21 protein-coding genes are annotated in these 24,700 nt (G+C 53.4%); 14 read left to right on the forward strand and 7 right to left on the reverse strand.

All coding sequences use genetic code 11. The features are described from left to right. Positions 1-61 precede the first annotated feature (61 nt). Genes nirD through KF947_RS16760 form a run of 3 tightly spaced genes read right to left on the reverse strand, consistent with a single transcriptional unit; the run spans position 62 to position 4,385 of the window. Positions 62-460, reverse strand: coding sequence for a nitrite reductase small subunit NirD (gene nirD, locus KF947_RS16750; protein WP_133731345.1), 399 nt, complete (start codon positions 458-460; stop codon positions 62-64). Positions 461-491: 31 nt separating this feature from the next. Then, positions 492-3,014, reverse strand: coding sequence for a nitrite reductase large subunit NirB (gene nirB / locus KF947_RS16755; protein ID WP_227404550.1), 2,523 nt, complete (start codon positions 3,012-3,014; stop codon positions 492-494). Beyond that, on the reverse strand, positions 3,015-4,385 hold the full coding sequence (locus tag KF947_RS16760) for an NAD(P)/FAD-dependent oxidoreductase (protein ID WP_227404551.1): 1,371 nt from the start codon (positions 4,383-4,385) through the stop codon (positions 3,015-3,017). Positions 4,386-5,142: 757 nt separating this feature from the next. Between KF947_RS16760 and KF947_RS16765 the strand changes: the two genes are divergently transcribed. The 6 genes from KF947_RS16765 (at position 5,143) to arfA (ending at position 12,782) form a co-directional block, all read left to right on the forward strand. Beyond that, positions 5,143-7,920: a nitrate reductase gene (locus tag KF947_RS16765; protein ID WP_227404552.1), complete on the forward strand. Its 2,778-nt coding sequence runs from the start codon at positions 5,143-5,145 to the stop codon at positions 7,918-7,920. Next, positions 7,880-8,779: a uroporphyrinogen-III C-methyltransferase gene (cobA, locus tag KF947_RS16770; protein ID WP_133731341.1), complete on the forward strand. Its 900-nt coding sequence runs from the start codon at positions 7,880-7,882 to the stop codon at positions 8,777-8,779. Before KF947_RS16765 ends, cobA begins: the two co-directional genes overlap by 41 nt. A gap of 77 nt (positions 8,780-8,856) precedes the next feature. Continuing rightward, positions 8,857-9,666, forward strand: coding sequence for a formate/nitrite transporter family protein (locus tag KF947_RS16775; RefSeq protein ID WP_008957727.1), 810 nt, complete (start codon positions 8,857-8,859; stop codon positions 9,664-9,666). Positions 9,667-9,881: 215 nt separating this feature from the next. Beyond that, positions 9,882-11,597, forward strand: a complete 1,716-nt coding sequence (locus tag KF947_RS16780) for a bifunctional protein-serine/threonine kinase/phosphatase (RefSeq protein ID WP_227404553.1) — start codon at positions 9,882-9,884, stop codon at positions 11,595-11,597. A gap of 102 nt (positions 11,598-11,699) precedes the next feature. Next, on the forward strand, positions 11,700-12,509 hold the full coding sequence (dkgB, locus tag KF947_RS16785) for a 2,5-didehydrogluconate reductase DkgB (RefSeq protein ID WP_227404554.1): 810 nt from the start codon (positions 11,700-11,702) through the stop codon (positions 12,507-12,509). A 123-nt stretch (positions 12,510-12,632) separates the two neighbouring features. Beyond that, the gene (gene arfA, locus KF947_RS16790) at positions 12,633-12,782 is read left to right on the forward strand and encodes an alternative ribosome rescue factor ArfA (RefSeq protein ID WP_227404555.1); all 150 of its coding nucleotides are present in this window, start codon (positions 12,633-12,635) and stop codon (positions 12,780-12,782) included. A 102-nt stretch (positions 12,783-12,884) separates the two neighbouring features. Here arfA and KF947_RS16795 read toward each other — a convergent pair whose 3' ends face one another. Further along, positions 12,885-13,820, reverse strand: coding sequence for a LysR family transcriptional regulator (locus KF947_RS16795; protein WP_227404556.1), 936 nt, complete (start codon positions 13,818-13,820; stop codon positions 12,885-12,887). Between the two features lie 250 nt (positions 13,821-14,070). Here KF947_RS16795 and rhmD point away from each other — a divergent pair, with 250 nt between their 5' ends. The 8 genes from rhmD (at position 14,071) to KF947_RS16835 (ending at position 21,420) form a co-directional block, all read left to right on the forward strand. After that, positions 14,071-15,255, forward strand: a complete 1,185-nt coding sequence (rhmD, locus tag KF947_RS16800; RefSeq protein ID WP_227404557.1) for an L-rhamnonate dehydratase — start codon at positions 14,071-14,073, stop codon at positions 15,253-15,255. Positions 15,256-15,277: 22 nt separating this feature from the next. Beyond that, complete coding sequence (gene rhaM / locus KF947_RS16805) at positions 15,278-15,613, forward strand: L-rhamnose mutarotase (protein WP_227404558.1); 336 nt, start codon at positions 15,278-15,280, stop codon at positions 15,611-15,613. After that, positions 15,604-16,488 carry an amidohydrolase family protein gene (locus KF947_RS16810; RefSeq protein ID WP_227404559.1) on the forward strand — a complete coding sequence of 295 codons (885 nt, stop codon included), beginning with the start codon at positions 15,604-15,606 and terminating at the stop codon, positions 16,486-16,488. Before rhaM ends, KF947_RS16810 begins: the two co-directional genes overlap by 10 nt. Positions 16,489-16,518: 30 nt before the next feature. After that, positions 16,519-17,289: an SDR family NAD(P)-dependent oxidoreductase gene (locus KF947_RS16815; RefSeq protein ID WP_227404560.1), complete on the forward strand. Its 771-nt coding sequence runs from the start codon at positions 16,519-16,521 to the stop codon at positions 17,287-17,289. A gap of 32 nt (positions 17,290-17,321) precedes the next feature. Beyond that, a complete protein-coding gene (locus KF947_RS16820; protein WP_227404561.1) occupies positions 17,322-18,119 on the forward strand; it encodes an HpcH/HpaI aldolase family protein in 798 nt (265 codons plus the stop codon). 104 nt (positions 18,120-18,223) lie between these two features. Further along, positions 18,224-19,660, forward strand: coding sequence for an aldehyde dehydrogenase (gene aldA / locus KF947_RS16825; RefSeq protein WP_227404562.1), 1,437 nt, complete (start codon positions 18,224-18,226; stop codon positions 19,658-19,660). A 33-nt stretch (positions 19,661-19,693) separates the two neighbouring features. After that, the gene (locus KF947_RS16830) at positions 19,694-21,235 is read left to right on the forward strand and encodes a purine-cytosine permease family protein (RefSeq protein WP_227404563.1); all 1,542 of its coding nucleotides are present in this window, start codon (positions 19,694-19,696) and stop codon (positions 21,233-21,235) included. Then, positions 21,235-21,420 carry a hypothetical protein gene (locus KF947_RS16835; RefSeq protein ID WP_227404564.1) on the forward strand — a complete coding sequence of 62 codons (186 nt, stop codon included), beginning with the start codon at positions 21,235-21,237 and terminating at the stop codon, positions 21,418-21,420. Before KF947_RS16830 ends, KF947_RS16835 begins: the two co-directional genes overlap by 1 nt. A gap of 79 nt (positions 21,421-21,499) precedes the next feature. Here KF947_RS16835 and KF947_RS16840 read toward each other — a convergent pair whose 3' ends face one another. From KF947_RS16840 to KF947_RS16850, 3 genes are all read right to left on the reverse strand, one after another. Then, positions 21,500-22,336 carry a sugar phosphate isomerase/epimerase family protein gene (locus tag KF947_RS16840; protein WP_227404565.1) on the reverse strand — a complete coding sequence of 279 codons (837 nt, stop codon included), beginning with the start codon at positions 22,334-22,336 and terminating at the stop codon, positions 21,500-21,502. A 137-nt stretch (positions 22,337-22,473) separates the two neighbouring features. After that, positions 22,474-23,475, reverse strand: a complete 1,002-nt coding sequence (locus KF947_RS16845; RefSeq protein WP_227404566.1) for a TRAP transporter substrate-binding protein — start codon at positions 23,473-23,475, stop codon at positions 22,474-22,476. Positions 23,476-23,531: 56 nt separating this feature from the next. Then, complete coding sequence (locus KF947_RS16850; RefSeq protein WP_227404567.1) at positions 23,532-24,671, reverse strand: glycoside hydrolase family 105 protein; 1,140 nt, start codon at positions 24,669-24,671, stop codon at positions 23,532-23,534. Positions 24,672-24,700 lie beyond the last annotated feature (29 nt).

Consider the following 24,700-nt stretch of genomic DNA (forward strand, 5'->3'; position numbering starts at 1 on the left):
TGCTAACAACAACGCCGCCCTAATGGCGGCGTTGTCGATTTTTCAAGGCTAATTAATGTGGTTACTCCTCAACCCACACCTCATCACCTTTAAATTCAACCTTCCAGGTACGTAACTTAACATCCTCATCCTCTAAACACTGGCCGTCTTCAAGGCGGAAGTGTTGCTTGTAGATAGGCGAGGCGACCACAGGGGCGCCTTTAAGGTCGCCGACGATGCCCCGGGCGATGACATTGGCGTTAGAGAAAGGGTCAAAGTGATCAAGGGCGAAAAGCTCACCGCTCACTCCTTGTCCAGGCAAGTAGAAAATAGCTACCTGAGCAGGGCCTTTTGCGGTTTCAAGCCAGGCGGCGACGCCGGAGAATTCGACCAGGTCAGCTTTGGTACACACTTTTTGCCATGCCATCGTGTTGTTAGCCCCTGTCGTATCCATCTCTTTTTTCAATGCAGTTGCGGTCATTGGAAACCTCTTTTATAGCTATTTTAAAGCGTCAGTGAGCAGTGGATTGGGCAGGCCGTGGCTGGCCGCGCTCGGAGGTCATAATGATTGACGGATCCGGGCGGTCGTCGTTGACGAAGCTGCGGAAGCGCTTGAGTTTCTCCGGGTCGCTGATCGCGTCTGCCCATTCGCACTGGTAGGTATCCACCACGGTTTGCATTTGGCGCTCCAGCTCGTCGTTGATGCCTAAGCTGTCTTCCAGAATCACCTCTTTGAGGTACTCCAGGCCGCCGTCGAGGTTTTCGCGCCACACCGAAGTGCGTTGCAGGCGGTCGGCAGTGCGCACGTAGAACATCAAGAAGCGATCAATGGTGCGGTAGAGCTGCTCGTCGTCCAGATCGGTGGCGAACAGTTCGGCGTGGCGGGGGCGCATGCCGCCGTTACCGCACACGTAGAGGTTCCAGCCGTTTTCGGTAGCGATAATGCCGATGTCTTTGCTCTGGGCTTCGGCGCACTCGCGGGTGCAGCCGGAAACGCCAAACTTGATCTTGTGCGGTGAGCGCAGGCCCTTGTAGCGGTTCTCTAACTGAATCGCCATGCCGACGCTGTCCTGCACACCGTAGCGGCACCAGGTGCTGCCTACGCAGGATTTCACCGTGCGCAGCGATTTGCCGTAGGCGTGGCCGGTCTCGAAGCCTGCGGCAATCAGCTCACTCCAGATATCCGGCAGGTCTTCCAGGCGGGCGCCGAACAGATCGATACGCTGGCCGCCGGTGACCTTGGAGTAGAGGCTGTATTTTTTGGCCACTTCGCCCAGCACGATGAGTTTGTCTGGGGTGATCTCGCCACCGGCCACACGCGGCACTACCGAGTAGGTGCCGTTTTTCTGCATGTTGGCCATAAAGGTGTCGTTGGTGTCCTGCAATGGGATATGCGCCGCGTCGGTGATTGGCTCATTGAAGCAGGAGGCCAGAATGGACGCCACGGCGGGTTTGCAGATGTCGCAGCCAAGGCGATGGGTGTCGGCGTTGCCGTGTTTTTCGATCAAGTCAGTGAAGGTTTTGATGCCTTCAACGCGCACAATATCGTAAAGCTCTTGGCGGGTATGGGCGAAGTGCTCGCAAATCGATTTATCGACTTCGACGCCGCGGGCTTCCAGCTCATGGTCAACTACGCTTTTGAGCAGCGCGGTACAGCCGCCGCAGCCGGTGCTGGCTTTGGTGGCCGCTTTGACACCGCCTAGATCTACCGCGCCAGCGTCAATAGTGGCGCAAATGTCGCCTTTAGTGACGTTGTGGCAAGAGCAGATGGAGGCGGTTTCCGGCAGCGCACCGGGGCCGAGAGTGGGCGCGGCGCCGCTGCTTTGGGGCAGAATCAATGAGGCGGGCTCGTCGGGCAACTCAATGCCGTTGGAGTAGTACTGTAGCAGCGTGTCATAAACGCCGTTGTCGCCCACCAGCATCGCGCCGAGCAGCTTTTTACCATCGCTGGAAACCACCAGCTTGCGATACTCCTGCTTGATGGGATCCAGGTAGCGGAACATCCGCGCGCCGGGGTTCTGATTACCATGGGCATCACCAATTGAGCCTACGTCGACACCCATTAGCTTAAGCTTGGTGCTCATATCCGCGCCGCCAAACTGGGTGTTGCCTTCGGTTAGTGTCGAAAACGCCGCCTTGGCCATTTGATAACCGGGGGCGACCAGGCCAAAAATGCTTTGGTTCCACAGCGCCACTTCACCAATCGCCAGAATGGCCGGGTCGCTGGTGAGGCACTGGTTATCTACCACCACGCCGCCGCGCTCACCAATTTCCAGGCCGCAATCACGGGCCAACTGGTCGCGGGGGCGGATGCCTGCTGAGAACACAATCAGGTCGGTTTCCAACACTTTGTCGTCTTGGAAGACCATGCGATGGCGGCTCGCCTCGCCATCTTCAATGCGCTGGGTGGCGCGCTCGGTGAGTACCTGTACCCCAAGAGCTTCAATTTTTTCCCGCAGCAACTCGCCGCCCTCGGTATCCACCTGCATCGGCATCAGGCGTGCAGCGAACTCTACAACGGCAGTATCCAGGTTCAGGCCGCGCAGGGCGTTAGCGGCCTCTAAGCCCAGCAGGCCACCGCCCACGACCACGCCGGTGGTGGCGTTTTCGGCGGCGGCCTGAATGGCGTCTAGGTCGTCCAAGGTGCGGTACACCAAACAACCATCGCGGTCATTACCGGGAATTGGCGGCACGAAGGGGAAGGAGCCGGTGGCCAGCACTACGCGGTCATACGGGTAGCGGCTCTGGTCGGTGACCACCTCTTGTGAGTTGCGGTCGATCTCAATCACGGCCTCGCCTGTGCGCAGTTCAACGCCGCTGGTGGCGTAGTAATCAGCTTCGCAAAGCGCGAGCGAATTGGCATCGCGGCCGCTGAAGTATTCAGACAGATGCACCCGGTCGTAGGCGCGGTGGCGCTCTTCGCCAAACACGGTGACCTGATAGCGTTCGAGGGCGCCGTTATCGACGAGCTGCTCGACCAGGTGGTGGCCGACCATGCCATTACCAATAATAATAAGCTGCTGTTGGGTAGACATTTAAGCCGCCTCCGACGTTGTATGAGAAGAGTGTTTTGAAGAAGATTGTTTTGAAGAAGATTGTTTTGAAGAGAGTTCAGAAGAATCAGGGCTGTGTAGAGATGCCGCTTCGCGTAGCACCTCGACATCAGCACCACCAAACAACAAGGCTTGGCGGTAAGCGTTGAGATCAGTGCCCGCGAGCGCCTGCTCGAAGTACCAGGGCCCTTGGCTGGTGTCGCCGTAAAGCACCGCGCCTTCAATCTGGCCGTCGCGAAGCAGCAGGCGGCGGTAGTCGCCGCGTTCAAGGTCGTGGTAATTCAGCACTTCATGCTCCGCGCTGGCCTCGGTGGGGCCAAAAGCGTAGAGCGCTACACCACTGATTTTGAGTTTGGTGGCGCTGGGGGTATCCGCGTAGCCTTGGGTATGCGTGCCGCACAGCGTCGCGGCGAGCACCTCTACCTGTCGCCAGATTGGTTCCACCAGGCCGTAGGTGGTGCCCTCGAACTGGCAGCACTCGCCCAGCGCTGAGACCGCCGTGTCGCTGGTGGTGAGCCATTCGTCCACCACAATAGCTCGATCCGTGCGCAGACCTGCTTGGCGGCCAAGTTCCGCATTAGGGGTAATGCCCGCGGCAACGATCACGCTGGAGGCGTTCAACTGGCGGCCATCGGCAAGATGCACCTTGGCGACTCGGCCCTGTGCGTCACTTTCTAGCCGTTCTAGCTGGGCACCGGTGATGATGTTCAAGCCGCGTTGCGTCAGGGTGTCTTTGAGCAGGTGTGCTGCGGTCGTATCTAACTGGCGGTTCATCAACCGCTCGCTGCGCTGGAGCACGCTAACGTTGATATCGTTGCCACGCTTACGCAGCCCTTCAGCCGCTTCAAGACCGAGGAGGCCGCCACCAATCACGACAGCATCACCGCCGCGCTGAGCAATGGCCTCAAGTGCTTCGGCATCTTGCAGGTCGCGAAAGCCGTGTACGCCCTCAAGTTCAATCCCGGGAACGTCGGGCAGTGCTGGGCGCGAGCCGGTGGCGATGATCAGATGATCGTAATCAAGCGATCGGCCGCTATCGGTGGCCAACGTTTGGCTTGCGCGATCAAGCGTCTCGACCTTTTCATCCAGTATCAGCGTGACGCCCTGTTCGGCGTACCACGCGGTGTCGCGCAGCGTAAGTGCATCCTGCTGCATTTCACCGGCCAGCAGTGGCGAAAGCAGAATACGGTTATAGGCAGGGGTTGGCTCTGCACCTATCACCGTGATGCGCTGGGGGCGTGTGGGCTGTTTTACTAGCCCCTCGATTAGGCGGTGGCTTGCCATACCATTGCCAATGATCACCAGATGGTCGTTTTGATGGTCGTTGGGCGAGCACCGGGAAGTGGTTTCCATGGGTGGCTCCTCTGTGTCTTTGCGGCTGCTTGAGCACCAAACAAAAAACGCCCCTGTCTCGCACCTCTTTGCAAAGAATCGCAAAAGCGTGCGTAACAGGGGCGTCGTTGCCCGATAGCGTCTTTTTAAACGCGCGACAACCTCCATTGGCTGTCAGCTGATTAAAAACCTTACTCGGTAACAAGCAAGGAGCTAGCCAACTGGCCGTCTGAAATATTTTTTTAAATAACTTCAGTTGCTTATGTTTAGGTGGTGGGTAAGCGGTGGCCAGGCTCTTCGGATAGACTGCACGGTGATGGTGCGAAAAGAGAGGTGGCCTGCACTCTCAAGCACCATTCAGCGTGTGCACAGTGCGTAAAAGAGCGTTGTGTGATGATTTTTAATTTTTTAACTATCTGTTTTTAAATAACTAAATTTCATATAGCCGGTTGTCGGCTTGGCTCTTGCAGTTCCCTAGGCAATAAGTAAGTTAACAAGGGATAAGCGCTCATTGTTTGGCGATGGCAGCGAACAATTCCAAAGCCGTTAGAAAAATAAGTAGCCGTTAGAAAATGTGTAGCTGTTAGTAAATCTTCATTTGTTTGAAGAGACTACTGTAAAGAGTAATGCACCGATGAAGGTGCGCTGTGGCAACGACGTCCAGCCCTCTTCTTTCAATGCGTTTATATAGCGCATTAGAGAAAGGGACTGGGCGTTTTTTTATGCCTGGCATTTATATACGTATATACGGCGTTCAGGTAAGACCCGAGGAGTAGTTATGCGAGGGGCAAAAGCAGAGCAGCAGACCAAAACGACGCAGCAAGCCAAAACCACATGCCCATACTGTGGCGTTGGCTGTGGCGTGACGGCAACCGTTGAGGCGGGCACGCTGAGCGCTGTCGAGGGCGACCGCGAGCATCCGGCGAACTTCGGGCGGCTGTGTGTCAAAGGTTCTGCGCTACACGAAACCTTGGGGAGTCAAGGACGGCTGACTCACCCTCGCGTTGATGGTGTTGAGGTCTCCTGGGCCACCGCCTTAAGCACTACTGCCGAACGCTTAAACACCCTGCGGGCCGAGCATGGCAATCACAGCGTGGCCGCGTATCTCTCCGGCCAACTGCTTACCGAAGATTACTATGTGGCCAATAAGCTGTTTAAAGGCTTTTTGGGTACGCCTCATTTAGATACTAACTCGAGGCTGTGCATGGCCTCAGCGGTGGTTGGCTACAAGCGCGCCTTCGGTGCCGATGCGGTGCCGTGTAATTACGAGGATTTGGAAGAGGCGGAATTGATCGTGTTGGTGGGTTCCAACCTGGCCTGGAATCACCCGGTGCTCTATCAGCGTATTAAAGTCGCTAAAGAGCGCAATCCATTGATGCGTTTGGTGGTGATCGACCCGCGCGTCACCGACAGCTGCGAAATCGCCGACCTCTACCTAGGGATTAAACCAGGCAGCGATGCTTACCTGTTTAACGGTCTGCTGGCGTGGATGGCGCAGCGCCGCAGGCTCGATACCCTCTACCTTGAGCGCCACACCGAAGGGTTTGACGATGCCCTGGCGGCGGCCCAGCAAACCGCGGGCTCGGTGGCGGAGGTAGCGGCGGCTTGCGATGTCGACCCCGAGCGCCTGGAAACCTTCTATTACTGGTTCGCCAGTCAGCTACATGTGGTCACGCTCTATTCCCAGGGCGTTAATCAATCCGCCAGCGGTACCGATAAGTGTAACGCGATTATTAACTGCCACTTGGCGGGCGGCAAAATCGGCTTGCCGGGGGCGGGGCCGTTCTCGATTACCGGCCAGCCCAACGCCATGGGTGGCCGCGAAGTAGGCGGGCTGGCCAACCAGCTAGCCGCGCATATGGATTACCACACCCCAGGCGCCCTGGATCTGGTCAGCCGCTTCTGGGCCACCGACAGCTTGACGCCTATCCTGCCGGAAGGGCCAGGTTATAAAGCAGTGGAGCTGTTTGAGGCCATTGAGCGTGGCGAGATAAAAGCGCTGTGGGTGATGGCTACCAATCCCGCCATTAGCCTTCCCGATGCTGCGCGGGTGCGTGCTGCGCTGGAAAAATGTCCGCTGGTGATTGTTTCCGAGTGCGCTGCCCATACCGATCTGCTGCCCTATGCCGATATCGTTTTACCTGCCTCTGGGTGGTCGGAAAAAGATGGCACCGTGACTAACTCCGAGCGGCGTATTTCTCGCCAGCGGGGCATGCTGCCGCCCCCAGGTGAAGCCCGCCACGACTGGTGGATAATGTGTGAAGTGGCGAAACGTTTGGGGTTTGCCGAGGCGTTTAACTACGCGCACCCCTGGGAGATTTTCGACGAGCACGCTCGTCTCTCTGGGTTTGAGAACGGACTTGAAAACAGTGTTGATAACAACTCGGTGTCCGGCAGCCCGCAGCGGTTGTTTGATATATCGGGTTTGGTGGGCCTGGGCCGGGATGGCTATGACGCCTTATCTCCCATCCAATGGCCGGTCACAAAGGCCGCACCCCATGGCACTGCTCGGCTGTTTGAAGATGGCGAGTTTGCCACCGCAAACGGCCGCGCCAAGCTGCTGGCGATACATCCCCAAGGGCCTGAACAGGCGCTGAGTGCCGCCTACCCGCTGCGTTTGAACACCGGCCGGATTCGTGATCAATGGCACACCATGACCCGCACTGCGCGCTCACCGCGGTTAATGAATCACCGCGCCGAACCCTTTATGGATGTGCATCCGGAGGACGCCCACGCCGCCGGTGTTATGGATCAAGGGCTGGCAGTGTTAACCGCCGCGAAAGGCGAATTTCGCGCCCGGGTGCGCGTGTCCAACGCCCAACGCCGCGGAGAGATCTTCGTACCCATCCACTGGACTGACTGCTTTACCCAGCAGGCCAGAAGCAGCGCGCTAATTGACAGCATTACTGATCCGCTCTCTGGGCAGCCTGAATCGAAGCACGGTGCCGTGGCGCTGGCGCCGCTTGCTACCGATTGGCAGGCCACCCTATTGGTCGCCGATGGGGCAACGGAATTAACGCCTTGGTGCACCAGTGCCTACTGGACACGTATTCCCATGCGCGGCTGCCAGCGCTGGCAGCTTGCCAATACGCAGTCGGTTAATGATTGGTTGGCGCAGTTGAAAACGTGGCTGCCCGGCGACGTATCGGTTGTCAGCCAGGATCCGACTAACGGACGTCTGCGTGCCGCCTGCGTAGAAAACGGTCAGTTGCGCTGGTGGCTGATGGTCGGCCCGCCCAAAGAGTTGCCAGGGCTAGCGTGGCTGGAAGCGCGTTTTAACGAGACGGCACTGAGCGATACCCACCGCCGTCGACTATTGGCAGGCTGCGACGACGGCGCGGCGGATACCGGCCCGGTGGTATGCAGTTGCCACCAAGTGGGCCAAACCACCATCGTCAACGCTATCCGCGAGGGCGACACCAGCGTAGAAGCGTTGGGCGCCAGACTCGCTTGCGGCACCCAGTGCGGTAGCTGTATTCCCGAATTGAAATCACTTATTGAAGAGGAGCGGCCCAATGCCCGCACTAAGCAACCCCTTGCTACAGAAGTGGTTTAACGCCTTTATGCGGTTATCGCACCGCGCGCTAACGCCGTTGGTTCAGCAGGCTGCAGACATACGTTTGCCACTGCGTGGCGAGTGCCGCGCCGGGCAGGTTTACTTGGTCGGCGCAGGCAGCGGCGATGCAGAGCTGTTAACCCTCAAGGCTGCACGCTTACTTATGCAGGCGGACGCCGTGGTGTATGACCGCTTGGTAGGTGATGACGTGCTGTCGCTGATTCCTAGCGGCAGCGAGCGCTACTACGTGGGCAAAGCCCGCGGTCATCACAGCGTACCCCAAGCTGAGATCGGTGAGCTGATGGTAAAACTCGCCCGGGAAGGTAAATCGGTGGTGCGCTTGAAAGGCGGCGACCCGGCGGTGTTTGCGCGGATGGGCGAAGAGCTGGATGCCCTGGCCGCTGCCGAGATCCCCGCTGCCATTGTGCCAGGGATTACCGCGGCCTCTGCCGCCGCTGCCTGCATGGGTATTCCGCTCACCGACCGTGGCCATGCCCAGCAACTACGCTTTGTGACTGCCCAGCTCTGCCGCGAAGACGGCACGCCGGATTGGGCATCGCTGGCGCGCAAGGATGAAACCCTGGTGTTTTATATGGGGCTTTCAAAAGTGAGCGCAATTTGTCATGGCCTGCGCCAGGCAGGCCTGCCGGATGAGTGGCCGATCATGCTAGTGGCTAACGCCAGCCAGCGTGAGCAGCAGTCGCTGGTGGGCTCGCTGGCGGATATGCCCGAAAAACTCGCCGCCACACCCTTACCGTCACCCTGTTTGATTGTGGTGGGCAGCGTCGTGCAAAGAGTCGCCACGACGCCCGCTGCCCTAGCCTCCAATTTCTGCTCTGCACCGCAAACCGTGCCTTAGCGGCAGGGTTTGCGGTGCGCGTTTTATGTTTCTGACCCTTCTATTCCTTAAAACCCACAACAACGGAAACGCTCTCTATGTCCTACTTATTGCCTGCCGAATTTGCTACCAAGATGGTCGATGCTGGTGAAGCCAAGCTGCATATGTCTACCCGTGATGCGCTGATTCGCGCTTTTATGGCGGGGGCTATATTGGCCATCGCGGCGGTGTTTGCGGTGACCGTAGCGGTGCAAACCGGCTACCCGATTATCGGCGCCATCCTGTTTCCGGTCGGCTTCTCGATACTCTATCTAATGGGCTTTGATCTGTTGACCGGGGTATTTGTGTTAACGCCGCTGGCGTGGCTGGATAAACGACCTGGGGTAACGATTAATCGTATTCTCAAGCACTGGGGCATTGTGTTTATCGGTAATTTTGGTGGGGCATTAACGGTCGCCTTTCTTATGGCAATTGTCTTTACCTACGGCTTTAGCACCGAACCCAGCGAAGTGGGGCGGGTCATTGGTGAAGTAGGCGAAGGGCGCACCGTGGGTTATAAAGAGTATGGTGCTGGCGGCATGGCGACGATTTTTATCCGCGGCATACTGTGCAACTGGATGGTGTCGCTAGGGGTAGTGGGGGCAATGATCTCAACCACGGTGAGCGGTAAGGTTATTGCCATGTGGATGCCGATTATGCTGTTCTTCGGTATGGGCTTTGAGCACTCGGTGGTCAACATGTTCCTGTTCCCATCTGGGCTGATGATGGGCGGTAACTTCTCGATTATGGATTACCTGATCTGGAACGAAATTCCGGTAGTGCTGGGTAACTTGATCGGTGGCTTGGCATTAACGGGGCTCACGCTCTACACCACTCACGTGCGTACCGCGCCCCAGAAAGCTTTATAGATGAAGAAATTAAATGCCAAGCTTTCGCTACTGTGAAGCCCTAGGTTGATGATAAACATCGGAGCTTAGCCGAGGTCGGAATCAACCCGTAGCGGGGGGCTTTCGCCATGGATGGCGAAAGTAGCGCCCATGGATGGGTCTACAGCGCCTCCGCGTAGGGTTGTTCCGACCGTTTGCAATGTTCGCTCCGGCGGAGGTTTTTTAGGGGAAGTATAATGGCAGCGCTGACCATTTCGCTTGGCCAGCACTCTGATAAAGGGCGCAAGCCAAGCAATCAGGATTTTTACGGCGCTTATCTACCCAGCGACCTCCAGCGCGCCACCAAAGGCATTGCGATCGCGTTAGCGGATGGGATCAGCAGCAGCGAAGTGAGCCGGGAAGCGAGTGAAGCAGCAGTAGGCGGGTTTTTAACAGACTACTACGCCACCCCGGCTACCTGGGCGGTTAAGACCTCCGCCCAACGGGTACTGCAGGCCACCAATGCATGGCTTTATGCCCAAACCCGGCAAAGCCAGTACCGCTACAACCTGGATCGCGGCTATGTGTGTACCCTCAGCGCGATGGTGATTAAGTCCACCACTGCGCATCTGTTTCACGTTGGCGATAGCCGTATCTATCAGCTCGCCGGCAATACGCTGGAGCCGCTGACCGAGGATCACCGCTTCTGGGCCTCCCGGGAAGTCAGTCATTTAAGCCGCGCCATGGGGGCCAGCCAGCACCTGGAGCTGGATTATTCCTCGGTATCGCTGAGTGTCGGCGATGTGTTTGTACTCACCACCGACGGTGTTTATGAGTGGCTAACCGGCACCGAAATGGTCGCGCTGATTCACGCCCATTGGGGCGATCTCGACGCGGCGGCTGAGGCGCTAATCGCTGCCGCAATCGATAATGGCAGCGATGACAATCTCACCGTGCAAATTGTGCGCATTGATTCGCTGCCTGAGCGCCACGCTAATGAGCTCTACGCGGCGCTGAGTACACTGCCGTCACCGTCTGAACTGCGCGCAGGAAGCGAGCTGGACGGCTACCGCATTGTGCGTCAACTGCATGCCAGCAGCCGCAGCCATGTTTACCTTGCGGAAGAGTTAGAAAGTGGCGAGAAGGTGGCACTCAAAACCCTCTCAACCGAGCTAAGCCAAGACCCGGCGAGTATCGAGCGGTTCGTGCGTGAAGAGTGGATTGCACGGCGTATCGATAATCAGCACGTGCTTAAAGCCCCCGTCCAAGAGCGGCCGCGCCACTACCTTTACACCGTGTTGGCCTATATCGAAGGGCAAACCCTGACCCAGTGGATGCGCGACCACCCCAACGCCGAATTAGCTAGCGTACGCCCCATCGTCGAGCAGATCGCCAAGGGGCTGCGCGCCTTTCATCGCCTGGAAATGCTGCATCAAGATTTGCGCCCCGATAACGTCATGATCGATAGCCACGGAACGGTGAAGCTGATTGATTTTGGCGCTGCCAAGGTGGCGGGTCTTGCTGATGAGGTCAATGCGGCTAGCGACGATATTCTAGGCACCGCCCAGTACACCGCGCCGGAGTATTTTCTGGGTGAAGGTGGTACGTCCCGTTCGGATCAGTACTCCCTGGCGGTGATCACCTATCAGATGCTAACCGGCACGCTGCCTTATGGCACTGAGGTGGCCAAAACCCGCACTCGGGCAGCGCAGCATAAGCTTGCCTATCAATCGGCGCTTAGCGAGAACCGTGAGCTGCCCGCCTGGGTAGATGAGGTGCTCAAAAAGGCTCTTCATCCTAATCCACACAAACGCTTTCCAGCTCTTTCGGAGTTTATCTTCGAACTACGCTCGCCCAGTCAAGAAATGCTGAAACGTGCTCAATTACCGCTACTAGAGCGCGACCCAGTGCTGTTCTGGAAGGGCGTTTCACTAGTATTGGCGCTAGTGGTTATCGCGCTGTTATTGCGGTGATGTCGCGGTCTCTGATCAGGAAACAATAAACAACGGGGTTGAAGTGGGGCGGTCTCCACCCCATGTTAGTTAACACGCTATCAATAGAAAAGGACGTTAATGATGCAAAATGTGATGCCTAACCCCGGTTTCGGTACCTTTCGCCTGGAAGGCGATACGCTCAAGCAGAGCATTCATGCGGCGCTTGAAGCGGGGTATCGGCATATCGACACGGCACAGTTTTATGGCAACGAAGCGGATGTCGGTGCAGCAATTCGTGACAGCGAGGTGCACCGCAGCGATATTTTCCTCACCACTAAGGTATGGTTTGATAACCTGGAGCCTGCCACGCTGAAGGCCAGCGTAAATGAAAGTCTCCAGAAACTGGGCACAGGTTACGTTGATCTGCTGTTAATTCACTGGCCGTCGCCCAACAATGAAGTGCCGATGGCAGATTATTTGACGGCTCTTAAAGAGGTCAAAGCAGAAGGTAAAGCGCGCCATATTGGTATTTCCAATTTCACCTGCGAACAAGTGGATGAAGCGGTTAGTATTCTGGGTAAAGGTGAAATTCTGACCAATCAGATCGAGGTTCATCCTTTCTTACAGAACCGCAAACTGGTCGAGCACTGCGAGCAGCATGGTATTCAGATTACTGCTTTTATGCCGCTAGCTGTGGGCAAGGTCATGGACGACCCGACCCTTAAGCAGATTGCCGACGCGCATCAAGCCACGCCCGCGCAAATTGCCCTTGCTTGGGTGAAACAGCGCAATATGATTACCATCCCTTCATCGACCAAAGCGCGTAATATCCAAAGCAATATTGCCGCCTTTGATATAGTGCTAAGCGATAGTGAAATAGCAGAGATTGCCATGTTGGATCGCCAGGAGCGTATTGCCAACCCCGACTTTGCTCCCGCCTGGGATGAGTAAGGGGACTAATAAGCAGGGCTTGAAACGCTAAGCAATGGACGCTAATAGATGAACTTCAATTGATAGTATGTGTCGTAGGAGATGCCTGCCCAGGCAGGCATCTTTAAAAGAACGGAGAAAACGATGAAACAGCGCAAGATAAAAGACAACGCGTTAAAAGCGCAACTGCGAACGCCAATGTTTAAAATGCAGCGGCAAACTCCGAAAAAAGGTAAAGGCAGCTACTCCCGTAAAGGAAGCAACTCTCTGAGAGGGCATCGCCAAGCCGCTTAATCTGGCGTTTTGGCGATGCCTTCCCCAGGCATCGTGTGCAGCATCCCCCATGCTGTGCAATGTCCCATCAGTTTGGCCGATCCAATGGGTCGGCTTTTTTATTTACTCCCACTGCACGGCGTTACGGCGCAAAATGTCGCAAAAGCCGGTAACCGGTTCACCATAGAAAGTATCTTTTCGAGTCAATAACCCAAACGGAGAAAGCGTTCGTCCAAGGGTGAGCGGCAGCATTTCAATAAGCCCTATATTGAGATGGTCTCTAAGAACGGATTCAGCCATTACCAGCAGGGCATCGCTTTTTTGCACTAGCTGTAAGGCAGCAAAGATTGAACCGCATTCGATAATATCGCGTGGCGACATTAAGCCTTCCATCTCCAACTCTTTCTCTAGCGCTTGGCGTGCTGGTGTGGTTATTGGTTGAAGTATCCAGGGCCAGTGCTCTAGTAGCTGCTCAAGAGACGGCAAAGGCTCATCGGTTAATGGATGACCACGGCGTACCACAGTGATCATGTTTTCGTTGCCCAATGGCTCAAAATCGAATTGATTATGTTGGATGGAAGTCGCATAGCGAGCGATTGCTATATCCACTTTACCCTGTTCGAGTAGCGCCACTAATTGATCGCTAGTCTCACCCATCAAACGAATTTGTAGCATGGGGCGCTGGCGCTTCATCTCAATAATCGCTTGAGCTACCAAGTCAGGCGCTGCCCCCATAATGGCGCCAACGGTTAATTGTCCGCGTCCACCCAGCTGGTAGCGGTGAACCTCTTCGGCGCATCGATCCAAACGAGTTAGCGCGTTATCGGCAAACTCCACCAGCATTTCGCCCACTTTGGTCGGGCGCATTCCCTTTGCCATGCGTTCGAATAACTGGCACGCAAACACCCGCTCAATTTCACTCAACATACGTGTCGCGGCAGGCTGCGACATATGCATGACCACGGCAGTCTGGTGTAGGTTGCCGACTTTGCCTAGCGTCGAGAGCATAAGAAGGTGCTTATAACGCAGTCTTGCTACCAATGCTTGAAAGCTATCCATTCTCATCTCACTTTTAAATCGATACCCAAACGGTATGGTGTTAACGCTTAATTTGGCTGTGCGACATTAGTCTAGTTATTCGGTCTCCTGTTATTAACAGGCCTAGCACAATCTGGCGTCATTACTGGCTTAGCGCTCTTCGATAACTTAAAGGTATCGAGGCGAGCCAGATAATCATTAGCTACCTTGCCCGCTTTTACTTACAACTTCCTCAAGAAAATGACGTTAACAAACAGAACGAGGAGTGTTTATGAGCGAACCCACCATCAAGCAGGTACGCGCCTACACCGTCCGGGGTGGTGGTGCTGACTACCATGACCAAGCCGAAGGCCACTGGATTGATTCCCAGATCGCGACGCCCATGAGCAAGTACCCAGAGTATCGCATGACACGTCGAAGCTTTGGGCTCAATGTTCTGGGCACCTTGGTGGTTGAGGTAGAGGCAAGCGATGGAACCGTAGGGTTTGCTGTAACCACCGGTGGCGAAATTGGTGCCTGGATTGTCGAAAAGCATCTTGCCCGCTTTATTGAGGGTAAACAGGTCACTGAAATCGAAAAAATTTGGGATCAGATGTTTAACGCCACGCTCTATTACGGTCGTAAAGGGGTGGTGATTAATACGATTTCCTGCGTTGATCTGGCGCTTTGGGATCTGCTGGGTAAGGTGCGGCAACTGCCGGTGCATCAGCTATTAGGTGGCCCGGTTCGCGATGAACTGGTATTTTACGCCACTGGCGCACGCCCTGACCTCGCTAAGAAAATGGGCTTTATTGGCGGCAAAATGCCCCTCGTTCATGGGCCAGCTGAAGGCGATGAGGGGCTGAGAAAGAACCTAGAGCACCTGGCGAAGATGCGTAGCGCCGTCGGCGATGACTTTTGGCTGATGTATGACTGCTGGATGAGTCTCGATGTCAATTACGCCACTCGGCTAGCTCAGGGAGCCCAGGCGTACGACCTGAAGTGGATCGAAGAGGCGCTTCCGCCCGATGACTACTGGGGCTACGCGCAGCTCAAGCGCGATGTGCCCAAAGGCATGCTGGTAAATACCGGTGAGCACGAGGCCACCCGTTGGGGTTTCCGTATGCTGCTGGAAATGGAGTGCTGCGACGTTATCCAACCGGATGTGGGGTGGTGCGGTGGGATTACAGAGCTGATCAAGATTTCAGCGCTGGCCGATGCGCACAACAAGCTGGTTGTACCCCACGGTTCGTCGGTTTACAGCTACCACTTTGTAATCACACGCCATAACAGCCCGTTCGCTGAGTTCTTGATGATGGCGCCGAAAGCCGATGAAGTCGTACCCATGTTTAATCCGTTGCTGCTGGATGAGCCGGTGCCTGAAAATGGCCGTATGGCGGCTTCTAAACTCGACAAGCCAGGGTTTGGTGTACGCCTTAATCCTGACTGCGAGTTAGCCCGCCCGTATACTCATTGATTAGCTACTAAAGGAGTTACTGATGCTAATCAAGGCGCTGCGAATGACCCTCTACCCTGGCCAAGCAGATGAATACCGGCGCAGGCATGATGCGCTCTGGCCGGAGCTTTCAAAAGCTTTGGCCGATGCCGGCATTGAGGAGTACCGCATTTTCCTTGATCCGCTCAGTCACCACCTGTTTGCGATTATGGTCGTGCGTGATGATCACCAGGTAGATCAGCTTTCTGAACTACCGGTAATGCAGCGCTGGTGGGCCTATATGGCTGACATCATGGAGACGGAGCACGATCATTCGCCGGTCAGCGTACCTCTTGATGAAGTGTTCAAATTTTTCCCAGGAGAGCAGCCGTGCAAGTAGTCGATCCGCACTTACATTTCTGGGCACTTGGTCAAGGCAATCAGCCATGGCTTGAACACCCAGCCGCTAATTTGTTGGGTGACTATACCCCAATGGCCCGCGATTTTGGGCCACAGACATTGCTTGAAGAGCGTGGTGATATAGAGCTGCTAGGGCTGGTTCATGTCGAAGCCGATGCCGTTAACCCTATCGCCGAAACCCAGTGGCTAACCGGTGAACTGGCTGAACACGATAAGCTTAACTGGGCGCTAGTCGTCGGTGTGGATCTTTCTCAACCCGATGCCCAAGTGCAGTTGGAGAAGCAGTGTGCCCTTTCAGAGCGTGTGCGTGGCGTTCGCCAAATTCTTAATGTGCACAGCGACCCGCTGTATGACTACGTCGGTCGGCACTATATGCAAGAGCCCCTATGGAGAGAGAATTTCGCCCAGCTCGCGCGCCTAGGGCTCTCGTTTGATTTACAGATTTATCCCTCGCAAATGGCTCAGGCCTCCGCTTTGGCTGCTCGCCATCCTGAGACACAGTTTGTGCTCAACCATGCTGGCATGTACGTCGACCGCCAAGGGGTTGAGGGCTGGCGGGCTTGGCGGGATGGTATGCGCTTGTTGGCCGCCCAAAACAATATCGCCGTTAAGCTGAGTGGCTTTGGGATGCTGGATCATCACTGGACGATGGGCAGTATTCGCCCGCTAATTCTTGAGTCGCTGGACGCTTTCGGTACAAAACGCTGCCTGTTCGCCTCCAATTACCCCGTCGACGGGCTCTACGCGCGCTATGCGGATATTTGGCACGCCTATGCCGAGGTGATCGCCGATGCCAATAAAAAGGAACAGCACGCGCTGTTTGTGGGGAACGCGCAGCGTATTTACCGCCTGTAAACAGAACCTATCACTGAAAAGGAATTGACTATGCTGCTGACTGATAAAAACGTCATTATTACCGGTGCCTCCCGGGGCATTGGCCGCGCCGCCGCTCTAGAATGCGCGCGACAAGGGGCCAATGTCGTCATTGGCTATAGCGGGAGCCCCTCCAGCCGCTCAGCGGTTGAGGAGCTAATTAGAGAAATTGAAGCATTAGGCCAGAAAGCGGTGGCCGTTGGCGCCCCTGCGGGAGACCCGGAGACCGGTGAATTACTGGTAGAAGCCGCCGTCAGCAATTTTGGCGGCGTCGATGTTTTCGTCAATAACGCGGGTATTTGTCCCTTCCACAGTTTTCTCGATATGCCACGCGAATTGTACCTTGAAACGGTCAATACCAATCTTAACGGCGCCTTTTTCGCTGTGCAGGCGGCAGCGAATCAGATGAAACGCCAGGGCCGTGGTGGCGCCATCATTGCGGTCAGCTCTATTAGCGCTCTGGTGGGCGGCGGCATGCAAACCCACTACACCCCCACAAAAGCCGGGCTGTTATCACTAATGCAATCTTGCGCTATTGCGTTAGGCCCCTATGGCATTCGTTGTAACGCACTCCTGCCTGGAACTATCGAAACAGATATCAACAAAGATGACCTTGCCGATCAGGATAAACGCGATTACATGGCAAGCCGTACTCCATTGGGCCGATTAGGGCGTCCGGAGGATCTTGCAGGCCCTATCGTTTTCCTTGCCTCAGAAATGGCGCAGTACGTCACCGGTGCTTCGCTGCTGGTTGATGGGGGCATGTACGTCAATCTGCAGTAAACGGTATTTATCGCTTTTCAAGGAGCTACTGCATGCAAATGCCCGTTAATACATTTAAAAGCGCGCTGGCTAAAAGTGATCCCATTTGGGGGTGCTGGGCTGGTTTTGCGACTGGTTATGCCGCTGAAATTGTGGCGAGCACTGGTTTTGATTGGCTGCTGATTGATGGTGAGCATGCTCCCAATACGGTGCCGACTATTTTGGCTCAACTACAGGCAGTGGCGCCCTATTCAGCGGCGCCGGTGGTACGCAGCGTTAACCAGGACGCTGCGTTGATCAAACAACTACTCGACATTGGCGTTCAGACACTGATGGTGCCAATGGTGGAAAGTGCTGAGCAAGCCGCGGCCCTGGTGCGTGCTACTCGCTATCCACCCCATGGCATACGCGGTGTCGGCGGGGGCTTAGTGCGTGCAACACGCTGGGATGGCGTGGATGACTACCTAACTAAGGCGCATGAGTCGCTCTGTCTAATCGTACAGGTTGAATCACCCAAAGGCGTTGAACAGGCGGAAGCGATTGCGACAACCGATGGCGTTGATGCGGTTTTTATTGGCCCGGCAGATCTCTCGGTAGGAATGGGGCATCCAGGCAATCCAGGGCATCCGGACGTTCAAAAAGCTATTGAGAAGGTGATTAAAACGGTACAGGCGGTGGGTATGCCGGTGGGGATCCTGGCGCCGCTTGAAGAGGACGCACGCCGCTACCAGGCGCTTGGCTGCCAGTTTATTGCGGTGGGAATCGATATTAGCTTTCTGCGCCAGGGCGCGCTTGCAACCGTTGCACGCTACAAGGGGCAAGCCGCGGATCACTCTTCCAGCACTTATTAACTCAGTGCTTGTTAGTAAGCACTTCTTAATCAGCACCGATCAATTTAGCACTTACCAGCAGATGGTCTGATTAAGGCCAATATAATCACAATAGGAGAGCCAGAATGACACAGCCAACCATTTATCAAAACTATATCAACGGCGCATTTGAAGCGGCCCAGCAGCACTTGGAGGTATTTAACCCCGCCAACCAGGCATTACTATCGCGTGTTCCCGCTTCCAATGCTGACGATGTCGAGCGAGCGTTAGATGCCGCGCGTGCAGCGCAAAAGGGCTGGGCCGCGACGCCAGCCGTTGAGCGTGCTGCATTTCTACACCGTTTAGCCAATAAGCTGCGCGATAACGTTGCCCATTTGGCACGTACCATCACGGAAGAGCAGGGCAAAATCAGTGGGTTGGCGGAAGTAGAAGTTAACTTTACCGCCGACTATTTGGATTATATGGCCGAATGGGGGCGCCGCATTGAAGGTGAAATCATTCAAAGCGATCGCCCTAAGGAGAACATTTTCCTTTTCCGTAAGCCACTTGGGGTGGTAGCGGGCATTTTGCCTTGGAATTTCCCGTTTTTCTTGATCGCACGCAAGATGGCGCCGGCATTAGTCACGGGCAATACCATCGTAATTAAGCCCAGCGAAGAAACACCCAATAACTGTTTTGAGTTCGCCCGTCTGCTAGATGAAGTGGGGTTGCCAAAAGGTGTGTTCAACGTGGTGAGCGGCACGGGTGCTGAAGCGGGTAACGCCCTTACCGCTAGCCAGCAGGTCGATATGATTAGCTTTACGGGCAGCGTGGAAACGGGATCACGCATTATGGCCAATGCGGCTAACAACATCACTAAGCTCAATCTGGAGTTGGGTGGTAAGGCACCAGCTATTGTGCTGGATGATGCGGATCTCGACCTGGCGGTGAATGCGATCCGCAGCTCACGGATTATCAATACCGGCCAGGTATGTAATTGCGCCGAACGCGTTTACGTTCAGCGTGGCGTTGCAGATGAGTTTATTGCGCGCATTGCTAAAGCGATGGAATCCACCCGCTATGGTGATCCGCTAGTGGATAGCGATGTTGAGATGGGGCCCATGATCAACCGAGCGGGCCTGGATAAAGTGGCCCAAATGGTAGAAACCGCTCGTGGGAATGGGGCTGAGTTGATTACCGGCGGTAATGTCGCGGATCTGGGGGCTGGCTTCCACTATCAGCCGACGGTGCTGGCGGGCTGTCGCCAAGACATGGCCATTATGCGCCAGGAGATTTTTGGGCCGGTTCTACCCATCCAAATCATCGATAACCTTGATGAAGCTATAGCACTGGCCAATGACTGTGAATACGGCCTTACCTCATCGATTTATACCCGGAGTCTTAATAACGCTATGCAGGCTTGTCGCGAGCTTGATTTTGGCGAGACCTATATCAACCGAGAGAACTTTGAAGCAATGCAAGGCTTCCATGCCGGCGTACGAAAGTCAGGTATCGGCGGGGCGGATGGTAAGCACGGTCTTTATGAATATACCCATAGCCATGTGGTGTATCTGGAGGCTTGATACGCAACGCTAACAACAATAGAGGTACACGCCATGAGTAATGCAAATTACTCAGCCCCAGCAGCAAAGCCTGCTGTTGGGGGTGGGGAGTATGAGCGTTCGCCGGTGCCAGAAAAGGCTCGGCTGGGCTTCAAAAGTTTTATCGGTATGTATGCAGGTGAGCACACTGCAGGTACAGAGTTAATGATTGGTCCGCTCTTTGTATTAGCAGGGGTCGCCGCTTTCGATGTAGTAGTAGGGCTTTTAATAGGTAACTTACTAGCGGTATTGAGCTGGCTGTTACTCACTGCACCGATTGCAACGCGGGTTCGGTTAACACTGTATTGTCATCTGGAAAAAATTGCTGGTCGCTATACCGTCATACTCTATAACTTAGCTAACGGGCTGGCCTTCTGCTTTCTTGCTGGCGCAATGATTACCGTATCTGCCACGGCCGTCGGCGTATGGTTTGGTTTTCCTCTGCCAACCCTTGCCGATTTGTTGCCCAATAGTCTTGGCTGGGTACTTAGTGTTATCGGTGTTGGCATCGTGATTACGTTGGTCGCTGCCTATGGTTATCGCTTTGTTTCCTGGTTTGCCAACATAGCTGCCCCCTGGATGGTGCTGATGTTTTTGGCTTTTGGCATTGTTTCCTTGAAGTGGTTTATTGATGCCACCGGCGCAGAAGCAAGCTCGGCAAGCGACTTATGGATGCTGGCGGAGACGGCTATCTGGACGGGGGTTGAAGTACCCGGTCAGCCCAGTTTTTCAATTTGGCACGTTATTTTCTTTGCTTGGTTTGCCAATATGGCCATGCACGTGGGGATGGCTGATTTAACGATACTGCGCTTTGCTCGCAAGAGTTGGTATAGCATAGCCTCGGCCGCAGGAATGTATGTGGGCCACTTTATGGCTTGGTTGTCGGCTTCTATGCTCTTTGCCTTTCAAATGTACGAGGCAGGACTAACTAGTGATACTGCGGTTATTGCAGCCTCTGAAGCTGGCCAGATCCCCAACCCCTTGCCAGGGCCACTTGCTGACCAAGCGCTCGGGGTGGCTGGATTAATCTGCGTCATCATTGCCGGCTGGACAACGGCTAACCCCACTATTTACCGGGCGGGGCTGGCATTCCAGGCGATTATCCCCACTGTTTCACGCTTTAAAGTCACGATTGGGACGGGGCTTCTCACCACCTTTGTGGCGCTGTTCCCTGGTGTTGCAATGCAGCTCTTGGGTTTTGTTGCTCTTTACGGTTTGTTGCTAATGCCCATTGGCGCCGTGATCTTTATCGACTATTGGGTATTACCAAGGCTTGGGTTAAAAAGCTTTTATGCAGAGCATGCTGGAAATAAGTTCACTGTGCCGGTGATAGGGACTTGGTTAATTACCTTGGTTATTTGCTTGTTTATGGCGAAATTTGCCGGTATTGAAATATTTTTTGTAGCCTTGCCTGGGTGGTTTATCGCAGCGGCACTTTTTATTGTGCTTAGCTTTATTACACAGCGCCAACGGACTGAGCAAGGTATTCGATCATCGGCAAAGGCCGGCCGATCCACAGGCATGGCATCTTCTGTATCAACACAGGAGTCAACCTAATGCGCTCGCTACTGCAAATTATTTCATTTTCAATGCTCATTTTAACGGTAATGTTTCCACTGCTGTACCTGTTTGATGCAGTGAATGAAACAACAATGAAAGGAGCTATCCTAGTAGTTACGGTCGTTTGGTTTGTAGCAACGCCCTTATGGATGAAATGGGAAGGCCAAGACTCAGCAGACTAAGATAGTTTTTTAGCATTTTCTTATATTGTCATTTGATTAGCGACGGATTTATTCCGTCGCTTTTCTAGCTGTCAATGATTTAAATGAATTTATTGTTTGTTTTGGCAATAAATTCAGAGCTTTTCTTTATATCATCTTGATCGATTTCATCCATAATGATACTTATGTGTGGCTTTCGGGAAACTAGTTTCTCAAAGATAAGGTCGTAATCCAGCCAGCCTTGACCCAGAGGAACAAAGCGTAAATTCCCTTCTTCCACAATGAAATCTTTGGCATGAAGAACAACTACTCTATCGCCCCATGAGTCGATGGCTTCCTGAAGTATCTCATTCTGGTTAAGATAATTATCACTTGTTAAAAAGTTAGCGGGATCAAAGATTATCTGTAAATTGTTAGATTTTACCTCTTCAAGTAGACGTCTTACTTTCTCCGGGCTATGAAGCGGGTGGTTAACGCCAGGCTCTATACCCACGATAGCACCAAATTTTTCTGCCTCCGCTACCAGCTCCTTAACGCTATCCACCATTGCTAGAAAAGGTGCCTCTGCAAAATTTTCTTCCGTATATATAATGTCAGCGTTTATGTTACCCGTTTCAGTGCCAACTATGCTGCAGCCAAAGTCGCGCACATATCGCAGGTGTTCTTTAAAACGATTTAAGGCTTGCCGCCTTTGGTTGATATCTGGGTGTATGATATTGACATAGCAGCCAAGGACAGCAATTTGAATATTAGCTTGGCGAAAAGCGTTGTTAATATGGTTTGCCAAACCCGGCGTTAAAAAGCCGGGGTCAGTTCTAAAGTCAAATGATTTATTTAGCGCTAATTGTACTGAGCTGATATCTCTATGCAAAATATCTTCCACAAGGCTTTCTAGTGACTGCATAGGCAGGTCATGGGCTCTAATGCCAATATTCATAAAATCTCCAAAATACAAGCACGCTCGAAATGGCGAACTTTTGACCCAGTTTGCTGAAGTTTATCGTGAGAGGAGGGTAATAAAAGTGGACGAGGTATGACGTGATGATTCGCGCCACACCTCTTAGCCCTATATGGTTACTGCGTATTCACCGATTTAATTTGCTGATATATAGCGTACTGCTCTGGCATGTTTTCAAGTTCTTCATACATGGGCTGTACAGCTTCCTGGAAAGGAGCGATGTCTACTTCGTTAATTTCAACGCCGAACTCATCTCTAATTTGAGTTCTAGCGCTAGCTATAGCTTCCAGCCACTGCTCATTCTGGAATTCAGTCGATTCCTGGATGGCCTCCGTAACAGCATTACGCTGTTCCTCAGAGAGCGACTCAAGCACTCTGTTGCTAATGAGGATAATATCGGGAATACGCGTATGGCCATCAAGAGTGTAATGATCAACAACTTCTCCATGGCGGGCGGTGGTAAGGGCGAATTCATTGTTTTCCGCACCGTCTAAAACGCCTTGTTGTAAAGCGGTGTAAACTTCTTCTTGGGCCATAACTACAGGGGACGCTCCGAGTAACTCCATCGTATCAATGGCGGTTTGGCTTTGCATTACGCGGATTTTTTTACCCGATAGATCCTCAACGCTCTCTATTGGGTCGCCGGTAGTATAAAAGTTACGCTGGCCTGAGTCGTACCAGCCAACGCCAACAAAACCTTGGTCTTCTGTTGAGTGATAAACATTTTGCATGATTTCTTCATCGTTCATGACTTGATAAAAATGTTCTTGGTCGTCGAATAGATAAGGCATTGAAAAAACATCATAAAGAGGCGAAAAGCTTCCCATTAGCCCGCCCGAAACCTTGGTCATATCAATAGCGCCGGCTTGGAGTAATTCAACCAGTTCGCTTTCGCCCCCTAATTGGCTATCGGGAAAATAAGATACGCTGATGGAGCCATTCGTTTTCTCTTCAACAAGCTCTCCAAAGAGGGCTAACGCGTCTTTTACCGGTTGTGAATTTTGCGCATAGGCTAGCTTAAGATTGATATTGTCCTGGGCGTGAACAGCCCCAGTACCTAGTGAGAGTGCAGCAATCGCAGCAGTTAAAAGTGTTTTTGCGTAATGTGGCGTGATCATGATCAACTCCTTGGTTTTATATTATTGGTGTAGAGCGTCCTATGGACTTACTGCAGTTACAGATATGTCCGCATGTATTCAGATAAGCACAAAATAGCCATAGCCTGGCCATAAGGCATCGAAGTTAAAGGGATATTTCTGTAGTAATCGAGGTTCTCTCCCATCGCTGTTCCGAAAGAAACCTGTTCAAGTTCACCTTCTGAATTGATGTTTTCGATAACACCCTTGACGGCTTTTTCAGCCATAGGGAAATATGCAGCATCGATATAACGCAGTCTTACTGCCTTTAAAAGGCCATAAGCAAATCCCGCTGTTGCTGACGCCTCAAGATAAGAGTCAGAGTCATCCAGCAGGGTATGCCAAAGGCCAGAGTCTGATTGCCATTTGCCCAGTGCCTCTACCTGGGACTCAAGCGCATGGATAAGGAAACGTCTGAAAGAATCGCTGTCGGGTAAATCCAATAGTTCTAAAAACTCAGGGATAACAATGGTGAGCCAGCTATTACCTCTAGCCCAAAGAGCGTTGGCGTAATTATGGTTGCCGTCAAATGTCCAGCCATGAAACCAGGCACCGGTTTGTCTATCCATTAAGTATTGGATGTGAATTAAGAACTGGTATTTGGCTTCCTCTACGTACTCAGGTTTATTTAGCAAGAGACCAATCTTAGCTAGCGGAAGAACACTCATCATTAATGTGTCATCCCAGATTTGCTGATGGTTCTCATTGTTATAAACAATATGCTGTAAGCCCCCTTTTTCTGTACGGGGCATGTCATACATCACCCACTCGGCCCAAGCTTGAAGGTAGGGGAGCCACTCCTTACGACCAGTCTCTTCATAGCGGTAGGCAAGGGTTAGAAAAGGGCATACTGTATTTACGTTTTTTGTTGCTAAGCGTTCGTTGAATCGCTCTTTGAACCATTTGTCAATAATGGCCAAAGCGTTGCTATCACCAGTTTGTTCGTAGTACTTATAAATGCCGTAGAGGCCAATGCCATGTGTCCATTCCCAGCCGGCCCAGCCCTTAGTATCTATGGTTCTCCCATCATCGAGGTGCAGCAGAAATTCACCCGTTTCATCCTGTATATTAATCAGGTTGTGAATGGTTTTATTGATCAGATCAGTTACTTCATTTTTTTCAATAAACCGCTCATCCTGCCTTAAAAGAGCGCTGTGCTTTACACTAAATACTTGCATGTGGATATGCTCCATTTATGATTATGAGA

Origin of the sequence: Halomonas sp. FeN2 (assembly GCF_020595105.1) — a bacterium.
GTDB lineage: Bacteria > Pseudomonadota > Gammaproteobacteria > Pseudomonadales > Halomonadaceae > Vreelandella > Vreelandella neptunia.